Source organism: Pseudomonas sp. DSP3-2-3 (genome assembly GCF_049898225.1).
Lineage (GTDB): Bacteria > Pseudomonadota > Gammaproteobacteria > Pseudomonadales > Pseudomonadaceae > Aquipseudomonas.
Genome location: NZ_JAFCXH010000020.1, coordinates 62602 through 89507, shown reverse-complemented (window position 1 = coordinate 89507; position 26906 = coordinate 62602). Strand labels below are relative to the sequence as shown.

Here is a 26906-nt window from a genome sequence, read left to right as displayed (position 1 = left end):
TGTCACGTAACTGTGGCAGCGCGCTTTGCAAAACATCATCAAACTCATTGCCTACTGGGGATCTGTTTTTTGGTGTTTTTTCATGCGCGTGTTTCTCTTTCTGGCCGCACTTTTGTGCGGCTTGCCGTCTTTTGCGGCCTCTCGATGCGATGTCAACGTTCCTACGCAAATAGCTGAGCTCCAGCAAGTGCGCCTGGCTTACCAAAGTATCGGCCGTGAATCGGACCCTGCACTGCTGCTGGTCATGGGTTTGGGTGGGCAGTTGATTCACTGGCCCGACGAAGTAGTGGTCGCCTTGTGTGAGCAGGGTTATCGGGTCATTCGCTACGACAATCGCGATGTCGGCCTGTCGACCTGGATACAGCCGCCCACCAATGCCAACCTGACCTACGAAGTGCTGCGCTTCAAGCTGGGTCTGCAGGTTTCGGCGCCGTATTCGTTGACTGACATGGCCGATGACGCGCTGGGTTTGATGGACGCATTGCACGTCCGGCAATTTCATGTGCTGGGCGCGAGCATGGGCGGCATGATTGCTCAGCATCTGGCGGATCTCGCGCCGCAGCGCATCGAAAGCCTGACATTGATCATGACCAGTTCCGGTGCCCAAGGCTTGCCGATGCCCAATCCGGTGCTACTGCAATTGCTCGCCAAACGTGGCGCGCCGAACCGCGAGGCCGCTCTGGAGCAGCAGGCGGATCTGCTCGCCGCGTTGGGCAGCCCGCAAGTGAAGGATGATCGTGCGCTGTTGCTGCAACAGGCTGCGACGTCCTACGACCGGGCATTCAATCCGGAAGGTGTAAAGCGGCAGATTCTGGCGATTTTGGCCGAGCCCAGCCGCGTCGAACTGCTGGATCGCCTGCGTTTGCCGGTGCTGGTGGTGCATGGCACGGCGGATCCGTTGTTGCCGGTGATGCACGGCGTGCATGTGGCCGCGCATATTCAGGGCAGTCAGTTGCGGCTGATTCCCGGTCTGGCCCATCGTTTTCAGGAAGCCTTCAAGGCACCGCTGCTGGGCGCGGTGTTGCCCTACCTGCGCGCGCAGCACGAAGACGGCCGACATATGGCGCAGCTTTGAATATCACCGGGACTTAGGCGTATCGTGGCAGCCTTGTTTTCTTTGAGTGAGCCTGCCATGACGACTCCCCTGAAAATCGATTTTGTCTCGGACGTTTCCTGCCCCTGGTGCGTGGTCGGCCTGCGCGCCTTGAGCGAGGCGTTGGCTGAGCTGGGCGATGAAGTCCGGGCGCAGATCCATTTCCAGCCGTTCGAGCTGAACCCGAACATGCCCGCTGAAGGTCAGGATATCGACGAGCATATCCAGGAGAAATACGGCTCCACCCCAGAGCAGTCCAAAGCCAATCGGGAAAACATCCGCCTGCGTGGCGAAGAACTGGGCTTCACGTTCTCTCAGGGCAATCGGCGCATCTACAACACTTTCGATGCGCACCGGTTGCTGCATTGGGCTGAGCTGGAAGGCAAGCAGCAGGCGCTGAAAGAGGCGCTGTTTACGGCTTACTTCACCGATCTGGCCGACCCGTCCAGTCATCGGGTATTGGCGGACGTGGCGCAGAAAGTCGGCCTGGATCGACTGCGCGCCGAGGCTATTTTAAGCAGCAACGAATACGCCACTGAAGTGCGCGAGCTGGAACAGTTGTGGATTTCCCGAGGTATCAGTTCGGTGCCGACCATCGTCTTCAACGATCAATACGCCGTTTCCGGTGGGCAGCCGGTGGATGTGTTTGTGGGGGCGATTCGGCAGATTCTGGGGGAGGGCAAGTAATTATTGTTCCTGCCGGACGCGGTACCGTGGGAGCGAATTCATTCGCGAAGAGGCCGGCACAATCACTAGATTTCCGTCGCCAGGAATGCCGCCTTCCCGGATAAATCCGGTCCCACAATGCGGTTTGCGGCGCGTTTCAGCCCAACCCGTACTTCTTGACCTTGTCGAACAACGTGGTCTTGGCCATGCCTAGCTCCTGACTGGCCTGGCTCAGGTTGCCGCCGCTGCGTTGCAGGGCCTCGCTGAGCAGGTTTTTCTCGAAGGCTTCGACGGCTTCGGCAAAGCCCAGGCTTTGGCTGTCGATGTGGGCGCTTGCGGTCTTGAAGGCTGGCAGGCCGAGGGCAAAGCGTTCGGCGACGTTGCGCAGTTCGCGGACGTTGCCGGGCCAGTCGTGGCTCATCAGGCTGGATACGGTTTGCGGGTCCAGTTGCGGCGGTTCGCGGTCGAAGCGCAACGACGACAGCTGCAGAAAGTGCTCGAACAGCTGCAAGATATCCTCGCGGCGTTCGCGCAGCGGCGGCAACTCCAGGGTCACGACGTTCAAGCGGTAATACAAGTCGCTGCGAAACTGGCCGCTCTTGCCCATCTCGTTCAGGTCCGACTTGGTCGCGGCGATCACCCGGCAATCCACCGCCACGCTCTGGTTGGAGCCCAGGCGTTCCAGCGTCCGCTCCTGCAAGACCCGCAACAGCTTGATTTGCAGGTTGATCGGCATGCTTTCCACTTCATCAAGGAACAGCGTGCCGTTGTGCGCGTGTTCGATCTTGCCGATGCGCCGCTTGCCCGCGCCGGTGAAGGCATTGGATTCATGGCCGAAAATCTCGGTTTCGAACAGGCTTTCCGGTAGTCCACCGCAGTTCAGCGCGACGAATTGCTGGGCGTGACGTCGACTGAAATCGTGCAGGCAGCGGGCGACGAGTTCTTTGCCGGTGCCGGTTTCACCTTCGATCAGCACGTTGGCCGATGTGTCGGCAACGTTGGCGATCAAGGCGCGCAGGTTTTGCATGGCTGGCGAGCGACCGATGATCTTGCCTTCCAGGGAATCCCGTTCAGCCAACTGCTTGCGCAGCGACCAGACTTCCCGGGCCAGCCCGCGTTGCTCCAGGGCACGACGCGCGACTTCCACCAGCCGTTCCGGGGAGAAGGGTTTCTCCATGAAGTCATACGCGCCGTCGCGCATGGCATTCACTGCCATGGAGATGTCGCCATGGCCGGTAATCAGCACCACCGGCAAGCTACGGTCGCGGGCCTTGAGCTGGGTCAGCAGTTGCAGACCGTCGATGCCGGGCAGGCGAATATCGCTGATGACAATCCCGGCAAAGTTATCGCCGATACGCGCGAGGGCTTCTTCGGCACTGCCGACGCCTTCGCTGGGAATGTCTTCCAGCGCCAGCGCCTGCTGGCAGCCGAGCAAGACATGCGGGTCGTCTTCGACGATGAGTACGGTCAGGTCAGTGTTCATTTGGGGTTCTCATCAAGCGACGCAAATTCTGATTCGAGCTGTAGGAGCCAACTTGTTGGCGATGCGTCGGGCCTGCGCAGTGAACGAAATCGCCTTCGCGAGCAAGCTCGCTCCCACCGGTCACACAGGCACCAACGGCAAACACAACACAAACGCCGTCCCGCCCGTTGTTGGATGCTCAGCGCCGAGGCTTCCGCCCGCCGCTGCGGCAAGGCTCGCAGACAAGGTCAAGCCAAGCCCCAGCCCTTGTTCGCCGGGCTTGGTGGTGAAGAACGGCTCGAACAGGTGCTTGCGCGCCTCATCGTCGATGCCGTGGCCGTTATCCCGTACCAGCAGGCGATAGCGGCCGTCCACCACCGAACCTTCCAGCCACAGTTCAGGCAGCGGTTGGGCGTTCATGGCGTCCAGTGCATTGCCGATCAAGTTGACCAGAATCTGTTCAAGGCGCGTCTGGTCGATCATCAACTGCGCATCGACAAAATCCTGATGCAGATCCAGAGAAAAGTTTTCCAGGCGTCCGGCCAGCAATTGCAACGCGGCCTCGACCGCTTTGCTCAGCAAGGCCTGGCCCTTGTCATCGCCGCGTCGGGCGAAGGCGCGCAGGCTGGCGGTAATGCGGCCCATGCGGTCGACCAGATCATTGATGGTGCGCAGGTTGGCGCTGGCCGTATCCAGTGCGCCGCGTTCGAGGAAGCGCACGGTATTGCCCGACAAGGTGCGCAAGGCAGCGAGCGGCTGATTCAGTTCGTGAGCGATGCTGGTGGACATCTGGCCGATGGCCGCCAGCTTGCCAGCCTGTACCAGTTCATCCTGCGCCCGGCGCAGCGTGTCTTCAGCCTGACGGCGTTCGCGAATCTGGCCTTTGAGTCGTTCGTTGCTGGCGCGCAAGTGCTCGGTGCGTTCGGCAATCTTGCGTTCCAGTTCGTTGTTGGCCTGCTGCAAGGCTTCCCGTGCCGCGAGGCGGGTCGAGAGCACTTTGCGTCGCTCGTTCCAGGCGATCAGCAAAAAAGCCACCAACGCGCAGATCACCGCGACCAGCATGCCCTGGCTACCGGCTTCCCGACGCAGGTCTTCCAGCGGAGTCAGCAAGGTCAGGTGCCAGGGCGTGTCGCTCAGTTGTCGGGTCTGCGCAAGATAACTCACTTGTTTATGTTCATGATCGACGCTGACGTTGGCCGGAAACGTGAGTTTCTCCACGCCTTCGTCAAGGGATTCGCGCTCCAGCGGTACCAGTTCATTCAGCGGGAACCAGTAATATTGCAGGCTGCGCGCCAGTCGCTCTTTTATTTCCGCAGTCAGCGGACGCACTGATTTCAAGCGTCGGGACGGGTCGCTGGAGAGAATGATGATGCCGTTCTCGTCACTGACAAATGCCTCCAGACGCGCCCGTTGCCAGCGCTGTTCAAGGGCTTCGAGCTGTACCTTGATCACGGCCACGCCAATGATCTTGCCTTGCTCTTCCAGGCCATGGGCCAGGTAGTAACCGGGTTCGCCGGTGGTGCTGCCGATGCCATAGAAGCGGCCGGGCAAGCCACGCACTGCGTCCTGATAATAGGCGCGAAACGACAAGTCTTCGCCCAGATAACTGTCCGCGTCGCGCCAGTTGCTGGTGGCCAGTACGCGGCCGGTGGTGTCCAGCACATAAATGGCGCGGCTGCGGCTGCGGCGGTTCAAACCTTCGAGGTAGTCGTTGACCTTCTGCCGCAGCTCGGGCGTCGGGTCTTTGAGCAGAGCTGAAACGTTGGACTCAAGCTCCAGCACGCTGGGCAAATAGGTGTATTTGTTGATTTCACTTTCAACGGTGCGCGCGTGCAGCTCCAGCTGACGTTCGCCATTCTCCTTGAGAGCCTTGATGCCGTTGTGTTCACTGAACAGATAGGCGATGTAGCCCAGGCCGATCATCAACGCAATGATCAGCGGCGGCAAAAACAGGTGGCGTATCAGGCGGGGTTTCACGGCGAGTGATGGCGGCGCGGCGCGATAAAGATTGGGGTCGCATTTCATCACAGTCGTCCTGAGCCGAACAGCGGCCTGACTCGCTAGAGAGCCAGGCCGCCGACGGGGTATCGCTTAGTGCTGAAGGATCTTGGCGAGGAAGTGCTGCGCACGCTCGGAGCGGGCGCTGACATCACCGAAGAATTCTTCTTTCTCGCAGTCTTCGACGATCTGTCCCTGATCCATGAAGATCACGCGGTTCGCCACTTTGCGGGCGAAGCCCATTTCGTGGGTCACGCACATCATGGTCATGCCTTCGTGGGCCAGCTGCACCATCACGTCGAGCACTTCGTTGACCATTTCCGGGTCCAGCGCAGAGGTCGGTTCGTCGAACAGCATGACGATCGGGTCCATGGCCAGGGCGCGGGCAATGGCCACACGCTGTTGCTGACCACCGGAAAGCTGACCCGGATGTTTGTTGGCGTGAGCGGACAGGCCGACACGTTCCAACAATTTCAGGCCCTTCTCGGTGGCTTCGGCCTTGCTGCGGCCCAGCACCTTGATTTGCGCGATGGTCAGGTTTTCAACGATGGTCAGGTGCGGGAACAACTCGAAGTGCTGAAACACCATGCCGACCCGCGAGCGCAGCTTGGGCAGGTTGGTCTTGGGATCGGCAATCGAAGTGCCATCAACGGTGATGTCGCCCTTCTGGAAGGGTTCCAGCGCGTTGACGCATTTGATCAGGGTCGATTTGCCGGAGCCGGACGGTCCGCAGACCACCACCACTTCACCCTTTTTGACTTCGGTGCTGCAATCAGTCAGTACCTGGAAGTCGCCATACCACTTGTTAACGTTTTTTATGGAAATCATACGGCGAACCTTTTTTGCAGGCGCTTCACCAGCAACGAGGCGGCAAAGCTGATCGTGAAGTACACCAGACCGGCGATGATCAGGAACTCATTGGCGCGGCCAATGATGTCGCCACTGGCCCGCGAAGCATTGAGGAAATCCACCAGGCCAACGGTGTAGACCAGGGAGGTGTCCTGAAACAGGATGATGCTTTGCTGCAGCAGCAGCGGGGTCATCTTGCGAAACGCCTGAGGCAGGATGATCAACCGCATCATTTGCCCGTAGGTCATGCCCAGCGCCTGTGCCGCACCCATCTGGCCTTTGGAAATCGACTGCACACCCGCGCGGACGATTTCGCAGAAGTACGCCGCCTCGAACATCATGAATGCCACGACGCAGGAGGTGAACGCACCGATGGGCGTGTCTTCGCCGGTGATCCAGCGCAGCACGAACGGCACCGCCAGATAGAACCAGGTGATGACCAGCAGCAGCGGGATGGAGCGGAAATAGTTGACGTAAGCCCCGGCCAGGTTGGACAGCAACTTGTTCGACGACAAACGCATCAACGCCAGGATAGTGCCGAGCACCAGACCGCCGACGATGCCCATGCCCATCAACTGCAGGGTCATGACCATGCCGTTCCACATGCCGGGAATGGCTTGGCTGATTCCGGAAAAGTCCATTATTTACCCCCCACGGAAATCAGGCCGGGCACCGCGACTTTCTTCTCGATCACGCGCATCAGCAACATCAGGCTCATGTTCAAGGTGAAGTAGATCAGTGTCGCCAGAGTGAACGCTTCGAACAGGTTCGCGGAAAACTCGGCGGTCTGTTTGGTCTGGGCGAGCAATTCCATCAGGCCGATCAGCGAGGCCACCGACGAGTTCTTGAACACGTTGAGGAATTCGGAGGTAAGCGGCGGAATAATGATCCGATACGCCTGCGGCAGCAGCACGTTCCAGTAGATCTGCGGCAGCTTGAAACCCATGGCGCGTGCAGCGGATTCCTGGCCGGCGGGCAACGCCTGAATGCCAGTACGCACCTGTTCGCAGACCCGGGCAGCGGTGAACAGACCCAGACACACCACCACGCTCAGGAACGCTGAGGTCGTCGGGTTGAGGTCCTGCTTGTACCACTCCTGAATGTGTTCAGGCAGCAGGTCCGGTACCAGGAAGTACCAGATGAACAGCTGCACCAGCAGCGGCACATTACGGAAGATTTCCACGTATACCGTGGCGATGCCCGATACCCAACGGCTCGGTACAGTGCGCATGACGCCGAGCACGGAGCCCAGCAGCAAGGCGATAATCCAGGCGGCAACGGCAATCGCGATAGTCCAGCCCAGACCGGAGACATACCAGTCCAGATAGGTTTCGCTGCCAACGCCGGTGGACTTGAAGAACACGCTCCAGTCCCAGTTGTAATTCATCAGGGTCTCCCCTCTGATCGATCCAGATACACGCAACGGCATCCTGAGATGGCACAAGCCGTCTCAGGAATATCTTGAGGGGCGATTAAGCCTTTTTGTCGTCAGCCGCTTTGTCGGTTGGGTTGCTGATCAGTTCTTTGACCTTGTCGCTCATCGGGAACATGAGGTTCAGGCCTTTTGGCGGAATCGGCTGTTCGAACCATTTGCTGTAGATCTTGTTGATTTCGCCCGACTTGTAGGTCGCCACGATTGCATCATCGACCGCTTTCTTGAACGGCTCGTCGCCTTTGCGAACCATGCAGCCGTAGATTTCGTAGGATTGTGCGGTGCCGGTCACAGCCCAGTCATCCGGCTTCTTGGCCTTGGCCATTTCGCCAGCGAGCAGCGCGTCGTCCATCATGAACGCAACGGCACGACCGGATTCCAGCATCTGGAAGGATTCGCCGTGATCTTTGGCGGAGATAACGTTCATGCCCATCTGCTTGTCGGCGTTCATCGACTTGAGGATGCGCTCGGACGTGGTGCCAGCGGTGGTCACGACGTTCTTGCCTTTCAGATCAGCAAAATCCTTGTAGGCCGAATCTTTCTTGGCCAGCAAACGGGTGCCGATTTCGAAGATGCCTACCGAGAAGTCAACCTGTTGCTGACGCTCGACGTTGTTGGTGGTGGAACCGCATTCAACGTCAACGGTGCCGTTCTGCACCAGCGGGATACGTGTCTGGGAAGTGACCAGGTTGTACTTGACCTTCAGGTCCGGCATGTCCAGGTCTTTTTTGATGGCTTCGACGATTTTCAGCTGGATATCGTGGGAGTAGCCAACCGGAACGCCGGAAGCATCAGCGATATAGGAAAACGGAATCGAAGCATCGCGGTGCCCGAGGGTGATGGTGCCGGACTCTTTGATTTTCTTCAGTGTGCCGGTGAGTTCGGCGGCGAAAACTGGAGTGGTAATCAGAGCGGCAGCGATTGCTGCGCCCAGAAGATGGGGGACGATGCGCATCTGTAATTCCTCGACTTTGTTTTTTTTATGGGGCCGAAACAGGTGTGGCCCGCTTGTTCGGCGAATGCTTCAACGGCGGCCGACAAGGGCACACGTTACTGTCGAAGCGATCGACAAGTAGTGTAGAGCAGGAGCCGTGCCAAGCACGCGTCTGTGAGTCAAGTCTTTGGTTTTAAAGGATTTATAGTTTTATCGGGGGAGCGGTGGGGTGTTTGGGCGTCCGGGATGCCGAACCAGGTGTCGAGGAGTGTTCGGAAAACCGAATGTATGACCGGCGGTTGAAATGCAAAACCCGTGGAAGCGAATGCATTCGCTTGCCACGGGTTCGTCCAGCGCAGCGTGATCAGGCTGCTTCGATAGCGCCTTTTCTACGCGCCACAACATCCAGGTATTGCTGGACGCCAGCACGCTCTTCAGCGGTCATGAACAGGCCCAGTTTGCTGCGACGCCAGAGAATGTCTTCAGCGGTGGTTGCCCATTCAGTGCTGCACAGGTAATCCACTTCACGGGTGTACAGGCCGGCGCCCAGGCTGTCGCCCATGTCCGCGAGGCTTTGCACGCCTTCCAGCAGGCGCCAGCTGCGACTGCCGTAGGTGCGCGCCCAGCGTTGGGCGATCTCTGCTGGCAACCAGGTGCAGCGTTGAGTCAGCTCAGCGCTTAACGTCGCCGGCGTGCTCATGTCTTCACCGCCGGGCAGGCTGGCCTTGGCGGTCCAGCTTGGCTTCATGTCCTTGAAGAACGGTGCGAGTTGCGCCAGAGCCGATTCCGCCAGCTTGCGATACGTCGTCAGCTTACCGCCGAACACCGACAGAATCGGTGCTTCATCGGCGCCGCCGGACAGCGACAGGGTGTAGTCGCGGGTAATCGCTGACGGGTTGTCAGATTCGTCGTTGCACAGCGGGCGCACGCCGGAATAGGTGTTGCGCACGTCGTCGCGGGTCAGCTGCTTCTTGAAGTGGTCGTTGGCGACTTTGAGCATGTAGTCCATCTCGCCATCGGTTATTTCAACCTTGCTCGGATCGCCCTGATACTCGCGATCCGTGGTGCCAATGATCGTGAAGCGTTCCAGGTACGGAATCGCAAACACGATGCGCTGATCTTCGTTTTGCAGAATGAACGCGTTTTCGCCTTCATACAGCTTCGGCACGATCAAGTGGCTGCCCTGAATCAGGCGGATGCCGTACGGCGAAGTAAGTTTCAGGTCGTCGCGAATGAATTTGGCAACCCACGGGCCAGCCGCATTGACCAGCGCCTTGGCGCGAATCGAAAACAGCGTGCCGTCGGTGCGTTCCATGTGCAGATGCCACAGGCCATTGCTGCGCCGCGCGTTCAGGCAGCGGGTCTGGGTGTGAATATGCGCGCCGTGTTCCCGCGCAGCCATGGCATTGAGGACCACGAGGCGGGCGTCATCGACCCAGCAATCGGAATATTCAAAGCCACGGGTGATATTGGCTTTCAGCGGGCTGTCGCTGCCGAAACGCAGGCTGCGCGAGCCGGGCAGCTTTTCGCGCTTGCCCAGGTGGTCATAGAGGAACAGACCGGCACGAATCATCCACGCCGGACGCAAGTGCGGGCGATGGGGCAGCACGAAGCGCATCGGCTTGACGATGTGCGGTGCCTTGGCCAACAGCACTTCACGCTCGGCCAGGGCTTCGCGCACCAGACGAAATTCGTAATGTTCGAGGTAACGCAGCCCGCCATGGATCAACTTGCTGCTGGCAGAGGACGTGTGACTGGCAAGGTCGTCCTTTTCACAAAGGAAAACTGAAAGACCGCGACCGGAGGCATCTGCGGCAATTCCGACACCATTGATACCACCACCAATGACGGCGATGTCGTAGACCTCGGAAAGGGGCGGTACAGGCAAGACGGAATGGGGCATCGGATGGCCTCCTGATATTTGTTCGAACAACAAATTCGAACATTTATGTTCATTTCCGAAAATCATAGCTCAATAGTGAAGGTCTAGCCAGTCAAGACTGATTGAAAATACTGATGAAGGAGAGGGGAAAGGAACAAAAGCGAACATGCGACCAATCTGTTAGAGCGAGGCTTGCCCGCGAATGCCTTCTCACGGTATGACCTGATGCACTGGATGGCTGACCCCTTCGCGGGCAAGCCTCGCTCCAACGAGTGCAGAGTCGTCTGAACTAAACCACTTCCAGCCGAATCTTGTTCTGCGCCAGCAACTGCATCAGCGCCGGCACGGGTGCCTGATCGGTTACCAGACAATCGATCAAACTGATAGGTCCGAGGCGCACCATGGCGTTGCGGCCGAATTTGCTCGAATCCGCCGCCAGCAAGACTTGCCGCGCATTGGCGATGATCGCCTGGGAAACCCGGACTTCCTGATAATCGAAGTCCAGCAGGCTGCCGTCTTCGTCGATACCGCTGATGCCTACCAGCGCAAAGTCGACCTTGAACTGATTGATGAAGTCGACGCTGGCCTGACCGACGACACCGCCGTCACGGCGCACATTGCCGCCCGCCAGCAACACCTCGAAATCATCCTTGGCGCTGAGAATCGACGCCACATGCAGGTTGTTGGTGATGATTTTCAGGTTGTTGTGATTGAGAAGAGCGCGAGCGATGGACTCGGTGGTGGTACCGATATTGATAAACAGCGAGGCGTGATCGGGGATTTGCGCGGCGATGGCCTCGGCGATCCGTTGTTTCTCATCGCGCATCTGATCCGCACGCATGGCGTAAGCGGTGTTTTCAATGCTCGAATCATAGGCCGCGCCGCCGTGGTAGCGGCGCAACAGGTTCATTTCCGCCAGTTGATTGATATCGCGGCGGATAGTTTGCGGGGTCACGACGAACAGCGTGGCCATTTCCTCGATGCTGACATAGCCGCGGTCACGGACCAGTTCGAGGATCTGCTGCTGACGGGGGGGCAGATTCATTATTGTTGAGTATCCTTTCAGGCTGCCAAATGCGGCCCATGATGCCGCAGGCACAGGCTGCCTGTCAGCCGGAAACTCATGTAACTCAATACTGCCCGCCGGTCAGGCGCCGCTTACTCTTCGTTTTCGTGGGGTTCCCAGTCGCGGGTGCGCGCCACGGCCTTCTGCCAGCCTGCGTAGAGTTTCTCGCGCTTCTCGGGTTCGCATTGTGGTTCGAACTCGCGCTCGATCACCGCCTTGTCGCGCAACTCGTCCAGACTGCTCCAGAAACCAATGGCCAGGCCGGCAAGGAACGCTGCGCCCAAAGCCGTGGTTTCGCGCATTTTCGGGCGTTCCACGTGGGTGCCCAAAATGTCTGCCTGGAACTGCATGAGGAAGTTGTTGGCCACGGCACCGCCGTCGACACGCAGGGATTTCAGGCGTTCGCCGGAATCCTGTTGCATGGCGTCCAGTACGTCGCGGGTCTGGTAGGCAATGGATTCCAGTGCAGCACGAATGATGTGATCGACTTTCACGCCACGGGTCAGGCCGAACAACGCGCCACGGGCATACGGGTCCCAGTACGGCGCGCCCAGTCCGGTGAAGGCCGGGACCAGGTAGACGCCGTTGCTGTCCTTGACCTTGGTGGCGAAGTACTCGGTATCCACCGCATCGGTGATGATCTTCAGTTCGTCACGCAGCCACTGCACCGTCGAACCGCCGTTGAAGACTGCGCCTTCCAGTGCATACGCGACTTCACCACGCGGGCCGCAACCGATGGTGGTCAACATGCCGTGCGCGGACTTCACTGCTTTTTTACCGGTGTTCATCAACAGGAAACAACCGGTGCCGTAAGTGTTCTTGGCCTGACCGGGCTCAACGCACATCTGGCCGAACAGCGCAGCTTGCTGATCGCCCGCGATACCGGCGATGGGAATGCCGCTTTTGCTGTGGCCGTAGACTTCCGACGAAGACTTCACTTGCGGGAGCATTTCGCGCGGGATATCCAGTACGTCCAGCATGCGCTGGTCCCATTCCAGCTTGTGAATGTTGAACAGCATGGTCCGCGAGGCGTTGGTGTAATCGGTGACGTGCACCTTGCCGCCGGTGAATTTCCAGATCAGCCAGCTATCGATGGTGCCGAACATCAGCTCGCCGTTGCGCGCGCGTTCGCGGCTGCCTTCGACGTTGTCCAGAATCCACTTGATCTTGGAGCCGGAGAAGTACGGGTCGATGACCAGCCCGGTGGTCTCCCTGATGTAATCTTCCATGCCATCACGCTTGAGCTGCTGGCAGATTTCGGTACTGCGGCGGCACTGCCAGACGATGGCGTTGTAGATCGGCCGGCCGGTTTCCTTCTCCCAGATCACCGTGGTTTCACGCTGATTGGTGATGCCGATGGCGGCGATCTGATTGTGATGCAAGTCGGCCTGGGCCAGCGCCTTGGTCATGCAGGCCGTCTGGGTGGCGAAGATTTCCATCGGATCGTGTTCGACCCAGCCCGCTTGCGGGTAATGCTGGACGAATTCGCTCTGGGCGGTGCTCACCACATTGGCGTCGCGGTCGAAGATGATCGCCCGTGAGCTGGTCGTGCCCTGGTCAAGCGCAATGATGTAGTTCTTGTTCTGTGAGTCAGTCATGTCGATTGCCTTGCAATAATGGGTGAGTTTCAAGAGAGCGGGTGAGGTTCAAGCTCACGCCCGGGCCTTCACGGCAGCAACATCAGCATCCTTCTTTAAAGCGGGAGCGGTACTAACAGGGGTGGCGTTGGGCAGATGACGCGCGATCAACGCACGATAGCTGGCAGCGCCGAGGCAGGCACCAAGAATTGGTGCAAAAATCGGAATCAGGAAATAGGGAATATCGCGTCCGCCGGTGAAAGCCATTTCACCCCAGCCGGCAATAAACGTCATCAGTTTAGGGCCGAAATCCCGTGCCGGATTCATGGCAAAACCGGTCAGTGGGGCAGTGGAGGCGCCAATCAATGCCACCAGCAAACCGATCAACAGTGGCGCCAGGGCGCCGCGTGGCAGACCGTTGTTGTCATCGGTCAGCGACATGATCACAGCCATCAGGATCGCGGTGATCACAAATTCGACCAATGCCGCCTGGCCGATGGAAATCGCCGGATTCGGGTAGGTGGTGAAAGCCGAGGCCAGCTCGAGGCTTTCAAGCGTGCCGCGAACCATATGATGAGTTTGTTCGAATTCGAAGAAAAGGCTCACATACAGCAGATACACCAGACCGGCACCGCAAAAGGCTCCAGCCGTTTGTGCGGCAATGTAAAACGGTAGTTTGCGTTTTTCAAAACCGGCAAACAGGCTCAGCGCGATGCTGACCGCCGGATTGAGGTGGGCTCCGGAAACCCCGGCGCTGAAGTAGATCGCCATGCTGACCGCCAGGCCCCAGATGATACTGATTTCCCATAAGCCAAACGTGGCACCCGCGACCTTGAGCGCCGCAACACATCCTGTGCCGAAAAAAATCATCAGGGCTGTGCCCAGAAATTCGGCCACGCATTGGCCTTTCAGCGTCGGTTGTTGTAGAGCGATTGTCATGAAGGACCTCGTTTTTTGTTTTTGTGCAACGCCGTGTGCAATGCACCGGTGCTTTCTTTTTCGTCGTGTCGGCGAAACCCCATCGCCGACCGAGATTCGACCGTGGCTAGAAATATAGTTCCGGCGATATTCGTAAACGAAAAAATATAGACAAGAATGAATACTGTCAAAGGTCGAATGTGAACCATCGGCCATATTGTGACTAAAGAGGGAGGGTGGGTTGCGATTTGGTCTGTATCAGGCGTGCTTGAGCATTCATCACCCCGAATACAGACGTCGATCAAGACGCACTGACGACGGATCGCTTAAAGTAGCGGCCTGAATCGATCTGCCCGCCACCCTGGAGCGCTGCATGACCCCCGCACTGGATCTGCTGAAAAAAGTTCGCGCCGAACATCGTATCCACAGTTACGAACATGACCCGAAAGCGGCCTCCTATGGTCTGGAGGCCGCGGAAAAGCTGGGGCTGAATCCGCAGCAGGTGTTCAAGACGCTGCTGGCGAGTACGGAAAAGGGCGAGTTGCTGGTGGCGGTGGTTCCGGTGGTCGGCACGCTGGATCTCAAGGCGCTTGCCCATGCGGCGGGAGCCAAGAAGGCGGAAATGGCCGATCCAGCCGCTGCGCAGCGTTCGACCGGTTACTTGCTGGGCGGCATCAGCCCGTTGGGCCAGAAGAAGCGTTTGCGCACATTTATCGACCAGAGCGCCGAGGCCTTCTCAACGATTTACGTCAGCGCCGGGCGGCGCGGGCTGGAGGTCGAACTGGCACCGGCGGTGCTTGCGGAGCAGACCAAGGCGATTTTTTCGCCGGTTGGGCGTTCGTGATGGCTTAGCTGGCTTGCGGGAGCGAGCTTGCTCGCGAAGGCAATTCTTGACGCACTAACCTGCTGGCGATGTAACAACCTCTTCGCGAGCAAGCTCGCTCCCACAGGTAGTGCGTCCCCAGTCTGTCAGCTCAAGCCAGCGCTCTGCGCGGGAACACTCCCCGCCGCTGGAAACACCACCAAGTGCTCAGCCGCAACGCGAATCCCGACTTCTTCACCGGCGATGTAGTCGGCATGGCTTGGAAAGATCGCCTCCAGCTGGCTGCCCGTGGAAAGCTGCAAGCGGTAGAGCGTTGACGCACCCTGGAAGGTCTTGCTGGTTACCCGCGCCTTGAGCGCGCTGTCCCGGTCATAAACGATATCGTCGGGTCGTAGCAGAACGTCAACGGCGCTGCCTTTGATCGCGGCGTAGGCACGATTGCCTTGCAGCACGCCCAGTTCGGTTTGCACCGATTGCGGATCGACCATCAGGCCACGAATGAAATAGCCCTGGCCAATGAAGCTGGCAACGAAAGGCGTCAGTGGTTCGTGATACAGGTTGTAGGGCGTATCCCACTGTTCAAGGCGACCTTCTTTGAACACCCCGACATGATCGCTGACGGCAAATGCCTCTTCCTGATCATGAGTGACCAGAATCGCACTGGTGCCGCGCGCCTTGAGAATGTCGCGAACTTCATGGCTCAGCCGCCGCCGCAATTCTCCATCCAGGTTGGAGAACGGTTCATCGAGCAATAACAGCTGTGGCTCGGGCGCCAATGCACGCGCCAGGGCGACGCGTTGCTGCTGGCCGCCAGACAATTCATGGGGGTGACGCTTGCCAAGCGCGCCCAGATTGACCAATTCAAGCAGTTCGTCAATGACCTGCTTCAAGCGCGGATGTTTGCGAATGCCGAATGCGATGTTCTCGGCGACGCTCAGGTGCGGGAACAACGCGTAATCCTGAAAGACCATGCCGATGCGGCGCTTTTCCGGCGCAAGGGTAAACCCTGGTCGGGAGATGACTTCGCCGGCGAGGGTTATTTCCCCTTCATGCACGGGCTCAAATCCGGCAATGGCGCGCAGGGTCGTGGTCTTGCCGCAGCCGGAAGAGCCCAGCAGGCAGCCGATATCACCGGCGTTCAGGTGCAGATTGAGATTCTGCACCACCCGTTGATCCTGATAGCCGCATGCCAGATTGCGAAGATTCAGCAGAAGCGGCTGGCTCATTCTGGCTGGCAGGACGGCGCGACGAGAAATTCGAGCAAGGCTTTCTGCGCGTGCAGGCGATTTTCCGCCTGATCCCAGGCTACGGCGCGCGGATCGTCGAGCAGATCGACGCTGATTTCTTCGCCTCGGTGTGCGGGCAGGCAATGCATGAACAGCACTTCTTCGGCAGCCAGGTCGAGCAGCTCGCGGGTCACCTGGAACGGTCGGAACTGCGCGATGCGCTTGGCGGTTTCTTCTTCCTGGCCCATGGAGGTCCAGACGTCAGTGCTGACCAGGTGTGCGCCAGCGACGGCTTCCCGAGGGTCGCGCACCACTGTTACCCGATCACCGGCCAGGGCCAGAAATTCAGCGTTTGGTTCATAACCGGCAGGGCAGGCAATCCGCAGTTGGAAGTCGAACTGGATGGCGGCTTCTATATAGCTGTTGCACATGTTGTTGCCGTCGCCGATCCAGGCGACTGTTTTGCCCTGGATCGAGCCGCGATGCTCCAGGAAGGTCTGCATGTCGGCCAGCAATTGGCAGGGATGCAAATCGTCAGACAAGCCGTTGATGACCGGCACGCGAGAGTTGGCTGCGAACTCAAGCAGATTGCTGTGGGCAAACGTACGAATCATCACCACGTCGAGCATGCTCGAAAGGACCCGGGCGGCGTCACCAATGGGCTCGCCACGGCCCAATTGAGTGTCCCGAGGCGATAAAAAGATCGCCTGACCGCCCAGCTGGATCATGCCGGCTTCAAAGGAAACACGGGTACGTGTCGATGATTTTTCAAAAACCATCCCCAGCACCCGACTTTTCAGTGGCTCGTAAAGCACGCTGCGATTTCGCAGCTCCTTGAGCTCTACGCCGCGTCGAATCAGGCGCACGAGCTCTTCTGGCTGGTAGTCCATCATCGAGAGAAAGTGCCTGGCGTTCATCATTAACTACCTTTTTGCAACAGACCGCAGATGCTCAAAGCCGGGTTTTATCGGGAAAACGGGCGAGATCTACGGCGGAGGCCGCACGAGGCGGCGAACAGGAAAGGCGCGATGGTATAAAAAAATGTCGCCTGTTACCAATAGCGGCATTGATTTATAAGCCTTTGGCAATGTTTGGAAACATGCTTGGGCCCATCGTGAGCCATTGTGGGATTGTCGGCGTCGACTAGACTCTTTCTATCCTCACGAGGATTTGACCCTGCTGGAAGCGGGGAAGGACATTTGTACACCGACCTCACGAGCCAATGCAATTGCTGCCAACCCCAGCGCTGTTATGCGCAGCATATGCGACCTGCTTCACGTGGCTGACACATCGCCCGTTTCATTCCGTTTCATAAAAAGCCGTGCTGAGTTATAAATGGCCAGCGCGCAATCAAGAGGCTCGGGGAATGGATTCAAAAGAACAACAGTTGACGGAACTGCTCGGTCTCACGGCCCGCACCCTCACACACCTCACAGCTTCGATGACTTCAATGTCATTTGAGCTGTTGCGCAGCGAAGACGAAGTGACTCGCTCTGCCGGTCGTCGCATGATCGACCGTATGGCGACCATCAGCTCCGGTCTGGATGAGCACTGGCGCCTGATCGGCGAACTGACCGGCGTTCATGTGGCTCAGGAACAGATCGAAACCGTCCACGAAATCCAGTTGCAGCGCAAGATCACGCCTATCGGCGGCTGATTCGCGGGCAAGCCTCGCTCCAACGGACCGTCTACGCCATCAGAAGCTCTCTCATCGGCGCGCCTGATGCACGCCGATTCACGGGATGAACGACTCTGGCGAAGTCGCCTGCCACGCTCCATAGTTTCGGTTGCTCGATCACTCCCGGATCGTAACGACAAGAATATGAGGCTGGCGATGACCAAGACCCTCCACCACCGTGCCTGTCACCTGTGTGAAGCCATTTGCGGCCTCACCATCGAAACCACATCGACCGCAGAAGCTGGAACGCAGATCACCTCAATCAAGGGTGATGCGCTGGACACGTTCAGTCGCGGGCATATCTGTCCCAAAGCGGTGGCATTGCAGGACATCCAGAATGATCCGGATCGACTGCGCGAGCCGATGCAGCGCATTGGCGATCAGTGGCGGCCGATCAGCTGGGACGATGCGTTCGAGCGGGTGGCCGAACGTCTGCTGTCCATTCAGCAGCGTCATGGGCAGAACGCTGTGGCGGTGTATCAGGGCAATCCCAGCGTGCATAACTACGGGTTGATGACGCACAGCAATTACTTTCTTGGCCTGCTCAAGACCCGCAATCGATTCTCCGCAACTTCGGTCGATCAACTGCCGCATCACCTCACCAGTTTCCTGATGTACGGCCACGGCCTGCTGCTGCCGATCCCTGACATCGATCACACCGATTTCATGCTGATCCTGGGCGGCAATCCGCTGGCTTCCAATGGCAGCATCATGACCGTTCCGGATGTGGAAAAGCGTCTGAAAGCGATTCAGGGGCGTGGCGGCAAAGTGGTGGTGGTCGATCCACGGCGCAGCGAAACGGCGGCGATTGCCGATCAACATGTGTTCGTTCGTCCTGGCGGCGACGCGGCCTTGTTGTTCGGTTTGCTCAATACGCTGTTCGATGAAGGTCTGACCCGCGCAAGCCATTTGCCAGTCGAGGGTCTGGATGAGGTGCGCCAGGCGATTGCTGCGATGACGGCCGAAGCGATGAGCCCGCGTTGTGGCGTTCCTGCGCAGCAGATTCGGCAACTGGCGCGGGACTTCGCGGCAGCCGACAAAGCCGTGTGTTACGGACGCATGGGCATCTCCACGCAGGTGTTTGGCACCTTGTGCCATTGGCTGGTGCAGTTGATCAATCTGGTCAGTGGCAATCTTGATCGCGTGGGCGGCGCCTTGTGCACCGAGCCCGCCGTGGATCTGGTCAGCACCACGTCCGGCGGGCATTTCAATCAGTGGCAGAGCCGGGTTTCCGGCCTTCCAGAATATGCGGGCGAGTTGCCGGTATCGGCGCTGGCCGAAGAAATCCTCAGCGAAGGAGAAGGGCAGGTCAAAGCGTTGATCACCGTGGCGGGCAACCCGGTGTTGTCAACGCCCAACGGCCGGCAGCTGGATCAGGCGCTCGACGGGCTTGAATTCATGCTCAGCATCGATTTGTACATCAACGAAACCACGCGCCACGCCGACTTGATTCTGCCGTCGACGTCGGCGCTGGAAAACGATCATTACGACACGACATTCAACATGTTCGCCGTGCGCAACGTGACCCGTTTCAATCGCTCGATTCTCGAAAAGCCGGAGGGTGCGTTGCATGACTGGGAAATCTTCGTCGGCCTGGCCAAGGCTTTCGCCGCCAGAGCCGGGCGGGAGTTGAAACCGACCATGGCGCCAGCGCAAATGATTGATCGTGGTCTGCGTGGCGGGTTGTACGGCGAGGCTTCAGAACACAAACTCTCATTGGATCGCCTGCTTGACCATCCTCACGGCATAGACCTTGGCGCGTTGAAACCCAATCTTGCGCCGCGCCTGAAGACTGCGAATGGGCACATTCAGGCCGCGCCCGAGGTAATCATGGCTGATCTTGCGCGTTTCGCTGCTGCCAGCCTTCCAGCCGTCGGCGAATTGTTGCTGATCGGTCGACGTCACGTGCGCAGCAACAATTCCTGGATGCACAACTATCACCGGCTGGTGAAGGGCAAGCCGCGCCACCAGCTGTTCATGCATCCGGAGGACCTGGCCAGTCGTGGGCTGAGCGACGGACAGCAAGTGCGGGTCAGCTCGCGGGTGGGTGTCATTGAAGTGCAGGTGCTGGCCAGTCTCGACATGATGCCGGGCGTGGTCAGCCTGCCGCACGGCTGGGGGCATGCACGGCCTGGTGTGCAAATGGGCATCGCACAAAGCCAGCCTGGTGTCAGCGCTAACGACCTGACTGATGAGCGGCAACTCGACAGCTTGTCCGGCAATGCGGTGTTGAACGGGGTTTGTGTGCAGGTGGCGGCTGCCTGAAGGCAGGGAAGGCTGAGCGTCTTGCTCGGGATTCCGTTACAATGCGCCACCGTGTCGACAACTGAGTCGGAAAAGTTAAGCCGAGGTGCTCCATGGATATTATCGAAACGATTAAAGAGCAGATTGCCAACAACACCGTTCTGCTTTACATGAAAGGCTCTCCGAATGCCCCGCAGTGCGGTTTTTCGTCGAAGGCTTCTCAGGCATTGATGGCATGTGGCGAGAAATTCGCCTATGTCGATATCCTGCAGAACCCGGAAATCCGCGCCAACCTGCCAAAGTACGCCAACTGGCCGACTTTCCCACAGCTGTGGGTAGCAGGCGAACTGGTTGGCGGTAGCGACATCATCACCGAGATGATGGCTGATGGCTCGCTGCCAACGCTGGTCAAGGAAGCAACCGTCAAAGCAGCGGCCAACAAGACCGAAGCTTGATAGAACCTGTTGGAGGCTATCCGCGAACCGTGGGACCGGCTTTAGCCGGGAAGGCGTTTTCCCGGCTAAAGCTGGTCCCACGTCTGGCTCGCTCCAACAAAAAGCCCCGCTCTCGTCTGAGAAGCGGGGCTTTTTCGTATCGGCCGATCAGATGATTCAGTCGCCCATCTGCGACTGCAGGTAGTTTTCAATTCCTACCTTGTCGATCAGGCCCAGCTGGGTTTCCAGCCAGTCAATGTGCTCTTCCTCGGATTCGAGAATATCTTCCAGCAGTTCGCGGCTGCCGAAGTCGCCAACCACTTCAAAGTGAGCAATGGCAGCCTTGAGGTCGGCCAGGCCTTTTTGCTCGATCTTCAGATCGCACTCAAGCATCTCCTTGGTGTGCTCACCGATCAGGATCTTGCCCAGTTCTTGCAGATTAGGCAGGCCTTCAAGGAACAGGATGCGCTTGATCAGCTTGTCAGCGTGCTTCATCTCGTCGATGGATTCGTGATACTCGTGCGCCCCCAGCTTTTTCAGACCCCAATCTTCGTACATGCGTGCATGCAGAAAGTATTGATTGATCGCGACCAGCTCGTTTCCGAGGATCCTGTTGAGATGCTGGATGACTGTAATGTCGCCTTTCATGTTCGAGGTCCCGCCAATGGCTTGTGTCTATAAAAGGCAAGTTTGAGCCGCAGTTATAACTCTGTCAAACCTAAGTTATTGAATACTAAGTGAAAATAAATAGTAATAAGAATGTTTGTGTTCCGCATCTTGGTCCTAAGCGGTTGAATTACAGGCATAAAAAAACCGGACACAAGGTCCGGTTCTTTAAATTCGTTTAATCAGGCGACTGAAAATTCTGCGGGGTAAGCCAGCGAGGGCTTGCTGATTTGCAGTTCGGTCAGCGTATTACGCACCACTTCCTTGGCGAGACACGCGCATTTCCCACATTGGCTGGCTACGCCCAGGGTTTGCCGGACGTCGCGATAACTACAGCAACCCTCGAGAATTGCATCTCGGATTTGACCGTCAGTAACACCTTGGCAGAGGCAGACATACATAAGAGAGAACCGTCGCTGTTCATTGCTCGATGCGGGGATACTAATGTTAATGAGAATGCTTGTCAAAACTCTTTGGGAGGCTTTCGCGCAGGAGCGATGAATGGTCAGTCACGGAATATGCTTAGCGTTAAATGGCCTGAAGAGCTGTGCGGTGGCGAAAAAAAACCGGCCTGGAAAGGGCCGGTTTTGATGTGCCGAATCACGACTCAGTCGTTGAAGTCTTCCCAGCCGCCCATCTGTTTCCAGCGATTGACGATGCCGCAGAACAGGTCAGCGGTCTTCTCGGTGTCGTAACGCGCGGAGTGCGCCTCACGGCCATCGAAGTCGATACCCGCCGCCGAACAGGCTTTGGCCAGCACGGTCTGGCCATAGGCAAGCCCGGCCAGTGTCGCGGTATCAAAGCTGGAGAACGGGTGGAACGGATTGCGCTTCATGTCCAGCCGCGCTACGGCGGCGTTGAGGAAGCCCAGGTCAAAGCTGGCATTGTGTCCGACCAGCACCGCGCGTTTGCAGCCATTGGCCTTGAGCGCCTTGCGCACGCCACGGAAGATGTCGGTCAGGGCCGTTTCTTCACTGACGGCCATGCGCAGCGGATGGTCGAGTTTGATTCCGGTGAATTCCAGTGCTGCCGCTTCGATGTTCGCGCCCACGAAAGGCTCGACCCGAAAGAAGTAGGTGTGCTCCGGGAAGACAAAGCCCTTTTCGTCCATACCGATGGTGACCGCTGCGATTTCCAGCAGGGCATCGGTGGCGCAGTTGAAGCCACCGGTTTCAACGTCGATGACGACAGGCAGATAGCCACGGAAACGGGCAGCCATCGGATGACGCGAGCCGCCTCCGCCGTGACCTTCCTGTTCGTCGTCGAAATGATCTTCACTCACGTGTGTGTCTCCAGCAGGCGCCAGCGCAGTTTTTCACCGGCACGCAGGGGAATTACGGACAGCTCGCCAAACGGCAGACTGGTGGGCGCGGTCCATTCATCACGGACCAGCGTTATGGTGTCTTGGTGAACCGGCAGGCCATAGAAGGCCGGGCCGTGGAGGCTGGCAAAACCCTCCAGTTTGTCCAGGGCATTGCGCTGCTCGAAGGCTTCGGCGTACATCTCGATCGCCGCGTACGCGGTGTAGCAACCGGCGCAACCGCAGGCGGCTTCCTTGGCATGCTGGGCATGAGGCGCCGAGTCGGTGCCCAGGAAGAACTTCGTGCTGCCGCTCGTTGCGGCATCCAGCAAAGCACTTTGATGAGTGTTGCGCTTGAGAATCGGCAGGCAATAGAAGTGCGGACGGATGCCGCCAACCAGCATGTGGTTGCGGTTATAGAGCAAGTGATGGGCAGTAATCGTCGCGCCGACATTCTCGGAAGCCTGATTGACGAACTGCACGGCCTCGGAAGTGGTGATGTGTTCGAACACCACTTTGAGCGTCGGGAAGCGCTCGACGACGCGGGTCAGCTGTTCGTCGATGAACATCTTCTCGCGGTCGAACACATCGATTTCGCCACGGGTCACTTCGCCATGCACCAGCAGCGGCATGCCGACTTCGGCCATGGCCTCCAGCGCCGGGAAGATCTTGTCGATGCTGGTCACGCCGGAATCGGAATTGGTGGTCGCGCCGGCCGGATACAGCTTGGCCGCGTGAACGAAGCCACACGCCTTGGCCGTGCGGATATCTTCCGGCTGGGTCAGGTCGGTGAGGTAAAGCACCATCAAGGGTTCGAAACGGCTACCGGCCGGACGTGCCGCCAGGATGCGCTGGCGATAAGCGTCAGCTTCCTGTGCGTTGCGTACCGGTGGCACGAGGTTCGGCATGATGATTGCGCGGCCAAAAGTGCGCGCAACGTCAGCAACGGTGTGAGGCAAAACAGCTCCATCGCGGAGGTGAATGTGCCAGTCGTCGGGACGCAGGAGGGTCAGGCGGTCAGACATTGGGGATTCCAGGCGGGTCAAACTCGCTGGGAATGCTACCGGAAAAGACTCTCTCAGGCACTCGCTATCAAGTTTTGTAGGAAGTTACCGATAGCCAGTTGTAGGAAGCCATTTTTTGGTAACGCCGTATTTTTTTGTGGAGCCTCCCGTGCGCCAGCGATATTTAGCCTTGCTCAGCCTTTTCGCCAGCCTGCCGGCGATGGCTATTACTTTCCAGACGCGTCTGGAAAGTATCGAGTGGAAGGTCGAAGGCGATCAGTTCGAGTGTCGTCTGAGCCAACCCATCACCGATTTCGGTGCGGGCGAGTTCGTGCGCCGGGCGGGTGAGCAAGCGATCTTCCGCATCAAGGCATCCGGGGGCATGATGGGCCCAGGCTCCGCGACCCTGCTGGCTGCCGCTGCGCCCTGGCAGCCGGGGCGTGGCGATATCAATCTGGGCTCGGTCCGGGTCAGTAACGGCGGTTTCCCCTTCAATAGCTCCCAGGTGCAGGCCGGGCGTTTGATCAATGGCTTGATGGACGGCCGCAGTCCGGTCATCCGGCATTATTCCCGTGACGGTGGCGGCACGATGGAAGTGCGCTTGCTGCCGGTCAAGTTCAACAAGGCCTTCAGCGACTATCAACTGTGTGTCACCAAGCTCTTGCCGATGAACTTCGACCAGGTCAAGCAAGCCGAGGTCGGTTTTCCCGGTGGTGGCATCGAGCTCGACACCCGTGCCAAGTCACAGCTGCAAACCGTGGTGGCTTATCTGAAGGCTGATCCAACGGTCAATCACATCGAGCTCGACGGCCACTCCGACAACAGTGGCAACCGCCTGACCAATCGCGACCTTTCCCGCCGTCGCGCATTGGCAGTGATGGATTTCCTCAAGGCCCAGGGCGTTCCTGAAGAGCAGATCACCTTGCGCTTCCATGGCGAGCGTTACCCGCTGGCGCCGAACACCAATAACGCCAATCGCGCCCGCAACCGCCGGGTGAACATTCATCTTGAGCGGGTTACTCCCGACGAGAACCCCGCGCCCGTTGCCTCCGCCGGTAGCGCAGCCAGCGCTTCCTGATCCAGCGAGATTCGTCGCGCACTCGACATAAACTGTCGCTTCATCGTCAGAAGCTGTCGCGCCACTGTAAATCACTGCCCATGAGCGGTAGAATCCCGGGTTTTCCGTACAACCCGGTGGAGTGATGGCATGGCGGACGTAAACAAGGTAGTTCTCGCGTATTCCGGTGGCCTGGATACTTCGGTAATCCTCAAGTGGCTGCAAGATACGTACAACTGCGAAGTGGTGACCTTTACCGCTGACCTGGGTCAGGGCGAAGAAGTCGAGCCCGCACGTGCCAAGGCTAAAGCCATGGGCGTGAAAGAAATCTACATCGACGATCTGCGCGAAGAGTTCGTGCGTGATTTCGTGTTCCCGATGTTCCGTGCCAACACCGTCTACGAAGGCGAGTACCTGCTGGGTACTTCCATCGCTCGCCCGCTGATCGCCAAGCGTCTGATTGAAATCGCCAACGAAACCGGCGCTGACGCCATTTCCCATGGCGCGACGGGGAAAGGTAACGATCAGGTGCGTTTCGAACTGGGTGCTTACGCGCTCAAGCCGGGCGTCAAAGTGATTGCCCCTTGGCGTGAATGGGACTTGCTGTCCCGTGAAAAGCTGATGGACTACGCAGAGAAGCACTCGATCCCGATCGAGCGTCACGGCAAGAAGAAATCACCGTACTCGATGGACGCCAACCTGCTGCACATTTCCTATGAAGGCGGCGTTCTGGAAGATACCTGGACCGAGCACGAAGAAGACATGTGGCGTTGGACCAAGTCCCCGGAGGACGCACCGAATGTTGCGACCTACCTGGAACTGACCTATCGCAATGGCGACATCGTCGCGCTTGATGGCGTTGAAATGACGCCTGCGACCGTGCTGGCCACCCTGAACCGCATCGGCGGCGAAAACGGTATTGGTCGTCTGGATATCGTTGAAAACCGCTATGTCGGCATGAAGTCCCGTGGCTGCTACGAGACACCGGGCGGCACCATCATGCTGCGCGCTCACCGCGCCATCGAGTCGATCACGCTGGATCGCGAAGTCGCTCACTTGAAAGACGAGCTGATGCCCAAGTACGCCAGCCTGATCTACACCGGTTACTGGTGGAGCCCTGAGCGTCTGATGCTGCAACAGATGATCGATGCGTCCCAGGCTCATGTGAACGGTGTCGTACGTCTGAAGCTGTATAAAGGCAACGTCATCGTGACCGGTCGCAAATCCGACGAGTCGCTGTTCGATGCCAATATCGCGACATTTGAAGATGATGCGGGCGCCTACGACCAGGCTGACGCAGCAGGCTTCATCAAGCTCAACGCGCTGCGCATGCGTATCGCGGCCAACAAAGGCAGAAAGCTGTTCTGAGCTGTGTCTGACTTAATGTAAAGAATGCAGCACCTTGAACCGGTGCTGCATTTGAAATTCGTTGCTGAAGGCCATCGTATTCTCAGGCTAGCGTGTGGTACCAAGGCGCTGACTATCCGGTTTTTTTGCTTGAGGCCTTTCCATAGGGTCGTCTGTTCTCCTGTGCTTGCAGGCTGGCCCCGAGCGCCGGTTTGACGAACGCCAGCAAATCCTCTGTTCTCTTGCTGTATCGCTTTAACAGCGTCATCAGTCTTTTTTCGAATTCCAGTTCCTTGATCAGTTCAGGATTATTCTTGAGGTGTTCAAGTCGTTGCAGATTTTTGTCCAGGGCACGCTCTGCGTCGCGGTAATCTCTTAGTTTTGACATGATATTTTCCGTCGTCTGTCTTTGGGCTTGATTGAGTCATGTAAAAGCAGTTCTCATAAACGTTTCGTCCTTTGTTGATTACGTTAAACACTAGCTTCTTTTTTTGGTGCGTACTTTATTGTCTGTGCAGTATTAGAAGTTAGAGTCAATAACGCCTGTTGATTGAAGTGTTTGATTGCACAGCGTTTAATTTCTTTCGCTTTTTAAAATGGACCAATCTGTCAGATAAATTCTACTATTCCTACAAAATTCATCGCCTAAGTCTGTTGGTTTGTATCCGTTTGCGGTGGGATGTATGACGTTTTCCTACAACTATATTCTTCTTTGCTGAAACTCAAGTTCAACGCCATTGCTTCTTTTGAAGTGTTGCTTTGGGAAGAGGTAGCTTCAGGGTTGTTCTCATTTTTGAGGCAGAGCTGTTTCAGTTCAGCGGGCGTGTATAGCACCTTGTTATTAAAGTTCAGTGTCAGAAAAAAGAACACTACCAACGCTGAAGGGAAAGCTATCAAAAACCAGATATATATCTGGCGGTTTTCATCATCAAGGTAAGGCAGTACCGTTGTCGCTGATGCTTCAGACAACGCTGCAAATGCCGCGATGATGCTGATGGGGTTTGCAATCCGGTTTAAACGTTTCATTTTTGTTCCTTATAGGGAAGGGGAAAAGCGCGCCGATAGGCGATAAAGAACGTTTAATCAGATTGAATTTTTTTTCGCAATATCCGAAAAGAGGGCAAAATCGTGCGCTATTCCCTGGAGCTCGGGTGAATACAACGGCGGGGACCTTGTTTACCGGGGATGCGGGGCTATTCAGGGGGTGGAGCCGGTACTGACGGGTTGTCGGCTGTCATTGCGATCAGATA

Annotated in this window: 26 protein-coding genes; 8 read left to right on the top strand and 18 right to left on the bottom strand. The window is 57.7% G+C overall.

Going from position 1 to position 26906, the window contains the following annotated elements; all coding sequences use genetic code 11:
• Window positions 1-82: 82 nt before the first annotated feature.
• Together ACP7E4_RS21385 and ACP7E4_RS21380 are read left to right on the top strand one after the other, a co-directional pair.
• Window positions 83-1075 (top strand): alpha/beta fold hydrolase, encoded by a 993-nt coding sequence (locus ACP7E4_RS21385; RefSeq protein WP_426117581.1) that lies wholly within the window; start codon window positions 83-85, stop codon window positions 1073-1075.
• Window positions 1076-1132: 57 nt separating this feature from the next.
• A complete protein-coding gene (locus ACP7E4_RS21380) occupies window positions 1133-1780 on the top strand; it encodes a DsbA family oxidoreductase (protein ID WP_426117580.1) in 648 nt (215 codons plus the stop codon).
• A gap of 136 nt (window positions 1781-1916) precedes the next feature.
• Here the strand turns inward: ACP7E4_RS21380 and ACP7E4_RS21375 are convergent, their stop codons facing one another.
• From ACP7E4_RS21375 to ACP7E4_RS21330, 10 genes are all read right to left on the bottom strand, one after another.
• Window positions 1917-3242 (bottom strand): sigma-54-dependent transcriptional regulator, encoded by a 1326-nt coding sequence (locus tag ACP7E4_RS21375; RefSeq protein ID WP_426117579.1) that lies wholly within the window; start codon window positions 3240-3242, stop codon window positions 1917-1919.
• 120 nt (window positions 3243-3362) lie between these two features.
• Complete coding sequence (locus ACP7E4_RS21370; RefSeq protein ID WP_426117578.1) at window positions 3363-5246, bottom strand: sensor histidine kinase; 1884 nt, start codon at window positions 5244-5246, stop codon at window positions 3363-3365.
• A 66-nt stretch (window positions 5247-5312) separates the two neighbouring features.
• Complete coding sequence (locus ACP7E4_RS21365) at window positions 5313-6047, bottom strand: amino acid ABC transporter ATP-binding protein (RefSeq protein ID WP_426117577.1); 735 nt, start codon at window positions 6045-6047, stop codon at window positions 5313-5315.
• Window positions 6044-6712, bottom strand: coding sequence for an amino acid ABC transporter permease (locus ACP7E4_RS21360; RefSeq protein WP_426117598.1), 669 nt, complete (start codon window positions 6710-6712; stop codon window positions 6044-6046). Before ACP7E4_RS21360 ends, ACP7E4_RS21365 begins: the two co-directional genes overlap by 4 nt.
• The gene (locus ACP7E4_RS21355) at window positions 6709-7455 is read right to left on the bottom strand and encodes an amino acid ABC transporter permease (RefSeq protein ID WP_426117576.1); all 747 of its coding nucleotides are present in this window, start codon (window positions 7453-7455) and stop codon (window positions 6709-6711) included. The genes ACP7E4_RS21360 and ACP7E4_RS21355 overlap by 4 nt, the downstream gene beginning before the upstream one ends.
• Window positions 7456-7540: 85 nt before the next feature.
• Window positions 7541-8455: a glutamate/aspartate ABC transporter substrate-binding protein gene (locus ACP7E4_RS21350; protein ID WP_426117575.1), complete on the bottom strand. Its 915-nt coding sequence runs from the start codon at window positions 8453-8455 to the stop codon at window positions 7541-7543.
• A 343-nt stretch (window positions 8456-8798) separates the two neighbouring features.
• A complete protein-coding gene (glpD, locus tag ACP7E4_RS21345) occupies window positions 8799-10337 on the bottom strand; it encodes a glycerol-3-phosphate dehydrogenase (RefSeq protein WP_426117574.1) in 1539 nt (512 codons plus the stop codon).
• A gap of 268 nt (window positions 10338-10605) precedes the next feature.
• Entirely contained in the window at window positions 10606-11361 is a 756-nt protein-coding gene (locus ACP7E4_RS21340) for a DeoR/GlpR family transcriptional regulator (protein WP_426117573.1), read from the bottom strand.
• Window positions 11362-11474: 113 nt separating this feature from the next.
• Window positions 11475-12980, bottom strand: a complete 1506-nt coding sequence (gene glpK / locus ACP7E4_RS21335; RefSeq protein WP_426117572.1) for a glycerol kinase GlpK — start codon at window positions 12978-12980, stop codon at window positions 11475-11477.
• A 54-nt stretch (window positions 12981-13034) separates the two neighbouring features.
• Window positions 13035-13898 (bottom strand): MIP/aquaporin family protein, encoded by an 864-nt coding sequence (locus ACP7E4_RS21330; protein WP_426117597.1) that lies wholly within the window; start codon window positions 13896-13898, stop codon window positions 13035-13037.
• 352 nt (window positions 13899-14250) lie between these two features.
• On the opposite strand from ACP7E4_RS21330, the gene ybaK reads away from it, so the two are divergent.
• On the top strand, window positions 14251-14721 hold the full coding sequence (gene ybaK / locus ACP7E4_RS21325) for a Cys-tRNA(Pro) deacylase (protein ID WP_426117571.1): 471 nt from the start codon (window positions 14251-14253) through the stop codon (window positions 14719-14721).
• Between the two features lie 125 nt (window positions 14722-14846).
• On the opposite strand, the gene ACP7E4_RS21320 is transcribed toward ybaK, so the two are convergent.
• Together ACP7E4_RS21320 and argF are read right to left on the bottom strand one after the other, a co-directional pair.
• Window positions 14847-15926, bottom strand: a complete 1080-nt coding sequence (locus ACP7E4_RS21320; RefSeq protein ID WP_426117570.1) for an ABC transporter ATP-binding protein — start codon at window positions 15924-15926, stop codon at window positions 14847-14849.
• On the bottom strand, window positions 15923-16843 hold the full coding sequence (gene argF / locus ACP7E4_RS21315; protein ID WP_426117569.1) for an ornithine carbamoyltransferase: 921 nt from the start codon (window positions 16841-16843) through the stop codon (window positions 15923-15925). The genes ACP7E4_RS21320 and argF overlap by 4 nt, the downstream gene beginning before the upstream one ends.
• 449 nt (window positions 16844-17292) lie before the next feature.
• Here argF and ACP7E4_RS21310 point away from each other — a divergent pair, with 449 nt between their 5' ends.
• The 3 genes from ACP7E4_RS21310 to grxD all read left to right on the top strand — a co-directional run bounded on the left by ACP7E4_RS21310 (window position 17293) and on the right by grxD (window position 20303).
• Window positions 17293-17583, top strand: coding sequence for a hypothetical protein (locus tag ACP7E4_RS21310; protein WP_020288935.1), 291 nt, complete (start codon window positions 17293-17295; stop codon window positions 17581-17583).
• Window positions 17584-17760: 177 nt separating this feature from the next.
• Window positions 17761-19869, top strand: coding sequence for a molybdopterin oxidoreductase family protein (locus tag ACP7E4_RS21305; RefSeq protein WP_426117568.1), 2109 nt, complete (start codon window positions 17761-17763; stop codon window positions 19867-19869).
• Between the two features lie 92 nt (window positions 19870-19961).
• The gene (grxD, locus tag ACP7E4_RS21300) at window positions 19962-20303 is read left to right on the top strand and encodes a Grx4 family monothiol glutaredoxin (RefSeq protein WP_020288937.1); all 342 of its coding nucleotides are present in this window, start codon (window positions 19962-19964) and stop codon (window positions 20301-20303) included.
• A 156-nt stretch (window positions 20304-20459) separates the two neighbouring features.
• Here the strand turns inward: grxD and bfr are convergent, their stop codons facing one another.
• From bfr to pyrC, 4 genes are all read right to left on the bottom strand, one after another.
• Window positions 20460-20930: a bacterioferritin gene (bfr, locus tag ACP7E4_RS21295; RefSeq protein WP_020288938.1), complete on the bottom strand. Its 471-nt coding sequence runs from the start codon at window positions 20928-20930 to the stop codon at window positions 20460-20462.
• A 200-nt stretch (window positions 20931-21130) separates the two neighbouring features.
• Window positions 21131-21349 carry a bacterioferritin-associated ferredoxin gene (locus ACP7E4_RS21290; RefSeq protein ID WP_020288939.1) on the bottom strand — a complete coding sequence of 73 codons (219 nt, stop codon included), beginning with the start codon at window positions 21347-21349 and terminating at the stop codon, window positions 21131-21133.
• 206 nt (window positions 21350-21555) lie between these two features.
• Window positions 21556-22230: a ribonuclease T gene (gene rnt / locus ACP7E4_RS21285; RefSeq protein ID WP_020288940.1), complete on the bottom strand. Its 675-nt coding sequence runs from the start codon at window positions 22228-22230 to the stop codon at window positions 21556-21558.
• Complete coding sequence (pyrC, locus tag ACP7E4_RS21280) at window positions 22227-23273, bottom strand: dihydroorotase (RefSeq protein WP_426117567.1); 1047 nt, start codon at window positions 23271-23273, stop codon at window positions 22227-22229. Before pyrC ends, rnt begins: the two co-directional genes overlap by 4 nt.
• Before the next feature lie 148 nt (window positions 23274-23421).
• Here pyrC and ACP7E4_RS21275 point away from each other — a divergent pair, with 148 nt between their 5' ends.
• Together ACP7E4_RS21275 and ACP7E4_RS21270 are read left to right on the top strand one after the other, a co-directional pair.
• Window positions 23422-24330 carry a flagellar protein MotY gene (locus tag ACP7E4_RS21275; protein ID WP_426117566.1) on the top strand — a complete coding sequence of 303 codons (909 nt, stop codon included), beginning with the start codon at window positions 23422-23424 and terminating at the stop codon, window positions 24328-24330.
• 129 nt (window positions 24331-24459) lie between these two features.
• Window positions 24460-25677 (top strand): argininosuccinate synthase, encoded by a 1218-nt coding sequence (locus ACP7E4_RS21270; protein ID WP_020288943.1) that lies wholly within the window; start codon window positions 24460-24462, stop codon window positions 25675-25677.
• A gap of 112 nt (window positions 25678-25789) precedes the next feature.
• Here ACP7E4_RS21270 and ACP7E4_RS21265 read toward each other — a convergent pair whose 3' ends face one another.
• The gene (locus tag ACP7E4_RS21265) at window positions 25790-26044 is read right to left on the bottom strand and encodes a hypothetical protein (RefSeq protein ID WP_426117565.1); all 255 of its coding nucleotides are present in this window, start codon (window positions 26042-26044) and stop codon (window positions 25790-25792) included.
• 257 nt (window positions 26045-26301) lie between these two features.
• Window positions 26302-26682: a hypothetical protein gene (locus ACP7E4_RS21260; protein ID WP_426117564.1), complete on the bottom strand. Its 381-nt coding sequence runs from the start codon at window positions 26680-26682 to the stop codon at window positions 26302-26304.
• Window positions 26683-26906: the final 224 nt, after the last annotated feature.

Excerpts from the sequence above, each read along its gene's own strand:
- ACP7E4_RS21260 (WP_426117564.1), bottom strand. The coding sequence starts at position 26,682 with ATGAAACGTTTAAACCGGATTGCAAACCCCATCAGCATCATCGCGGCA.
- ACP7E4_RS21355 (WP_426117576.1), bottom strand. The coding sequence starts at position 7,455 with ATGAATTACAACTGGGACTGGAGCGTGTTCTTCAAGTCCACCGGCGTT.
- ACP7E4_RS21320 (WP_426117570.1), bottom strand. The coding sequence starts at position 15,926 with ATGAGCCAGCCGCTTCTGCTGAATCTTCGCAATCTGGCATGCGGCTAT.
- ACP7E4_RS21380 (WP_426117580.1), top strand. The coding sequence starts at position 1,133 with ATGACGACTCCCCTGAAAATCGATTTTGTCTCGGACGTTTCCTGCCCC.
- ybaK (WP_426117571.1), top strand. The coding sequence starts at position 14,251 with ATGACCCCCGCACTGGATCTGCTGAAAAAAGTTCGCGCCGAACATCGT.
- ACP7E4_RS21385 (WP_426117581.1), top strand. The coding sequence starts at position 83 with ATGCGCGTGTTTCTCTTTCTGGCCGCACTTTTGTGCGGCTTGCCGTCT.
- glpK (WP_426117572.1), bottom strand. The coding sequence starts at position 12,980 with ATGACTGACTCACAGAACAAGAACTACATCATTGCGCTTGACCAGGGC.
- ACP7E4_RS21310 (WP_020288935.1), top strand. The coding sequence starts at position 17,293 with ATGGATTCAAAAGAACAACAGTTGACGGAACTGCTCGGTCTCACGGCC.
- ACP7E4_RS21305 (WP_426117568.1), top strand. The coding sequence starts at position 17,761 with ATGACCAAGACCCTCCACCACCGTGCCTGTCACCTGTGTGAAGCCATT.
- ACP7E4_RS21375 (WP_426117579.1), bottom strand. The coding sequence starts at position 3,242 with ATGAACACTGACCTGACCGTACTCATCGTCGAAGACGACCCGCATGTC.
- ACP7E4_RS21330 (WP_426117597.1), bottom strand. The coding sequence starts at position 13,898 with ATGACAATCGCTCTACAACAACCGACGCTGAAAGGCCAATGCGTGGCC.
- ACP7E4_RS21340 (WP_426117573.1), bottom strand. The coding sequence starts at position 11,361 with ATGAATCTGCCCCCCCGTCAGCAGCAGATCCTCGAACTGGTCCGTGAC.
- ACP7E4_RS21370 (WP_426117578.1), bottom strand. The coding sequence starts at position 5,246 with ATGAAATGCGACCCCAATCTTTATCGCGCCGCGCCGCCATCACTCGCC.
- ACP7E4_RS21270 (WP_020288943.1), top strand. The coding sequence starts at position 24,460 with ATGGCGGACGTAAACAAGGTAGTTCTCGCGTATTCCGGTGGCCTGGAT.
- ACP7E4_RS21290 (WP_020288939.1), bottom strand. The coding sequence starts at position 21,349 with ATGTATGTCTGCCTCTGCCAAGGTGTTACTGACGGTCAAATCCGAGAT.
- argF (WP_426117569.1), bottom strand. The coding sequence starts at position 16,843 with ATGAACGCCAGGCACTTTCTCTCGATGATGGACTACCAGCCAGAAGAG.
- glpD (WP_426117574.1), bottom strand. The coding sequence starts at position 10,337 with ATGCCCCATTCCGTCTTGCCTGTACCGCCCCTTTCCGAGGTCTACGAC.
- ACP7E4_RS21350 (WP_426117575.1), bottom strand. The coding sequence starts at position 8,455 with ATGCGCATCGTCCCCCATCTTCTGGGCGCAGCAATCGCTGCCGCTCTG.
- ACP7E4_RS21365 (WP_426117577.1), bottom strand. The coding sequence starts at position 6,047 with ATGATTTCCATAAAAAACGTTAACAAGTGGTATGGCGACTTCCAGGTA.
- grxD (WP_020288937.1), top strand. The coding sequence starts at position 19,962 with ATGGATATTATCGAAACGATTAAAGAGCAGATTGCCAACAACACCGTT.
- pyrC (WP_426117567.1), bottom strand. The coding sequence starts at position 23,273 with ATGTCTGACCGCCTGACCCTCCTGCGTCCCGACGACTGGCACATTCAC.
- ACP7E4_RS21265 (WP_426117565.1), bottom strand. The coding sequence starts at position 26,044 with ATGTCAAAACTAAGAGATTACCGCGACGCAGAGCGTGCCCTGGACAAA.
- bfr (WP_020288938.1), bottom strand. The coding sequence starts at position 20,930 with ATGAAAGGCGACATTACAGTCATCCAGCATCTCAACAGGATCCTCGGA.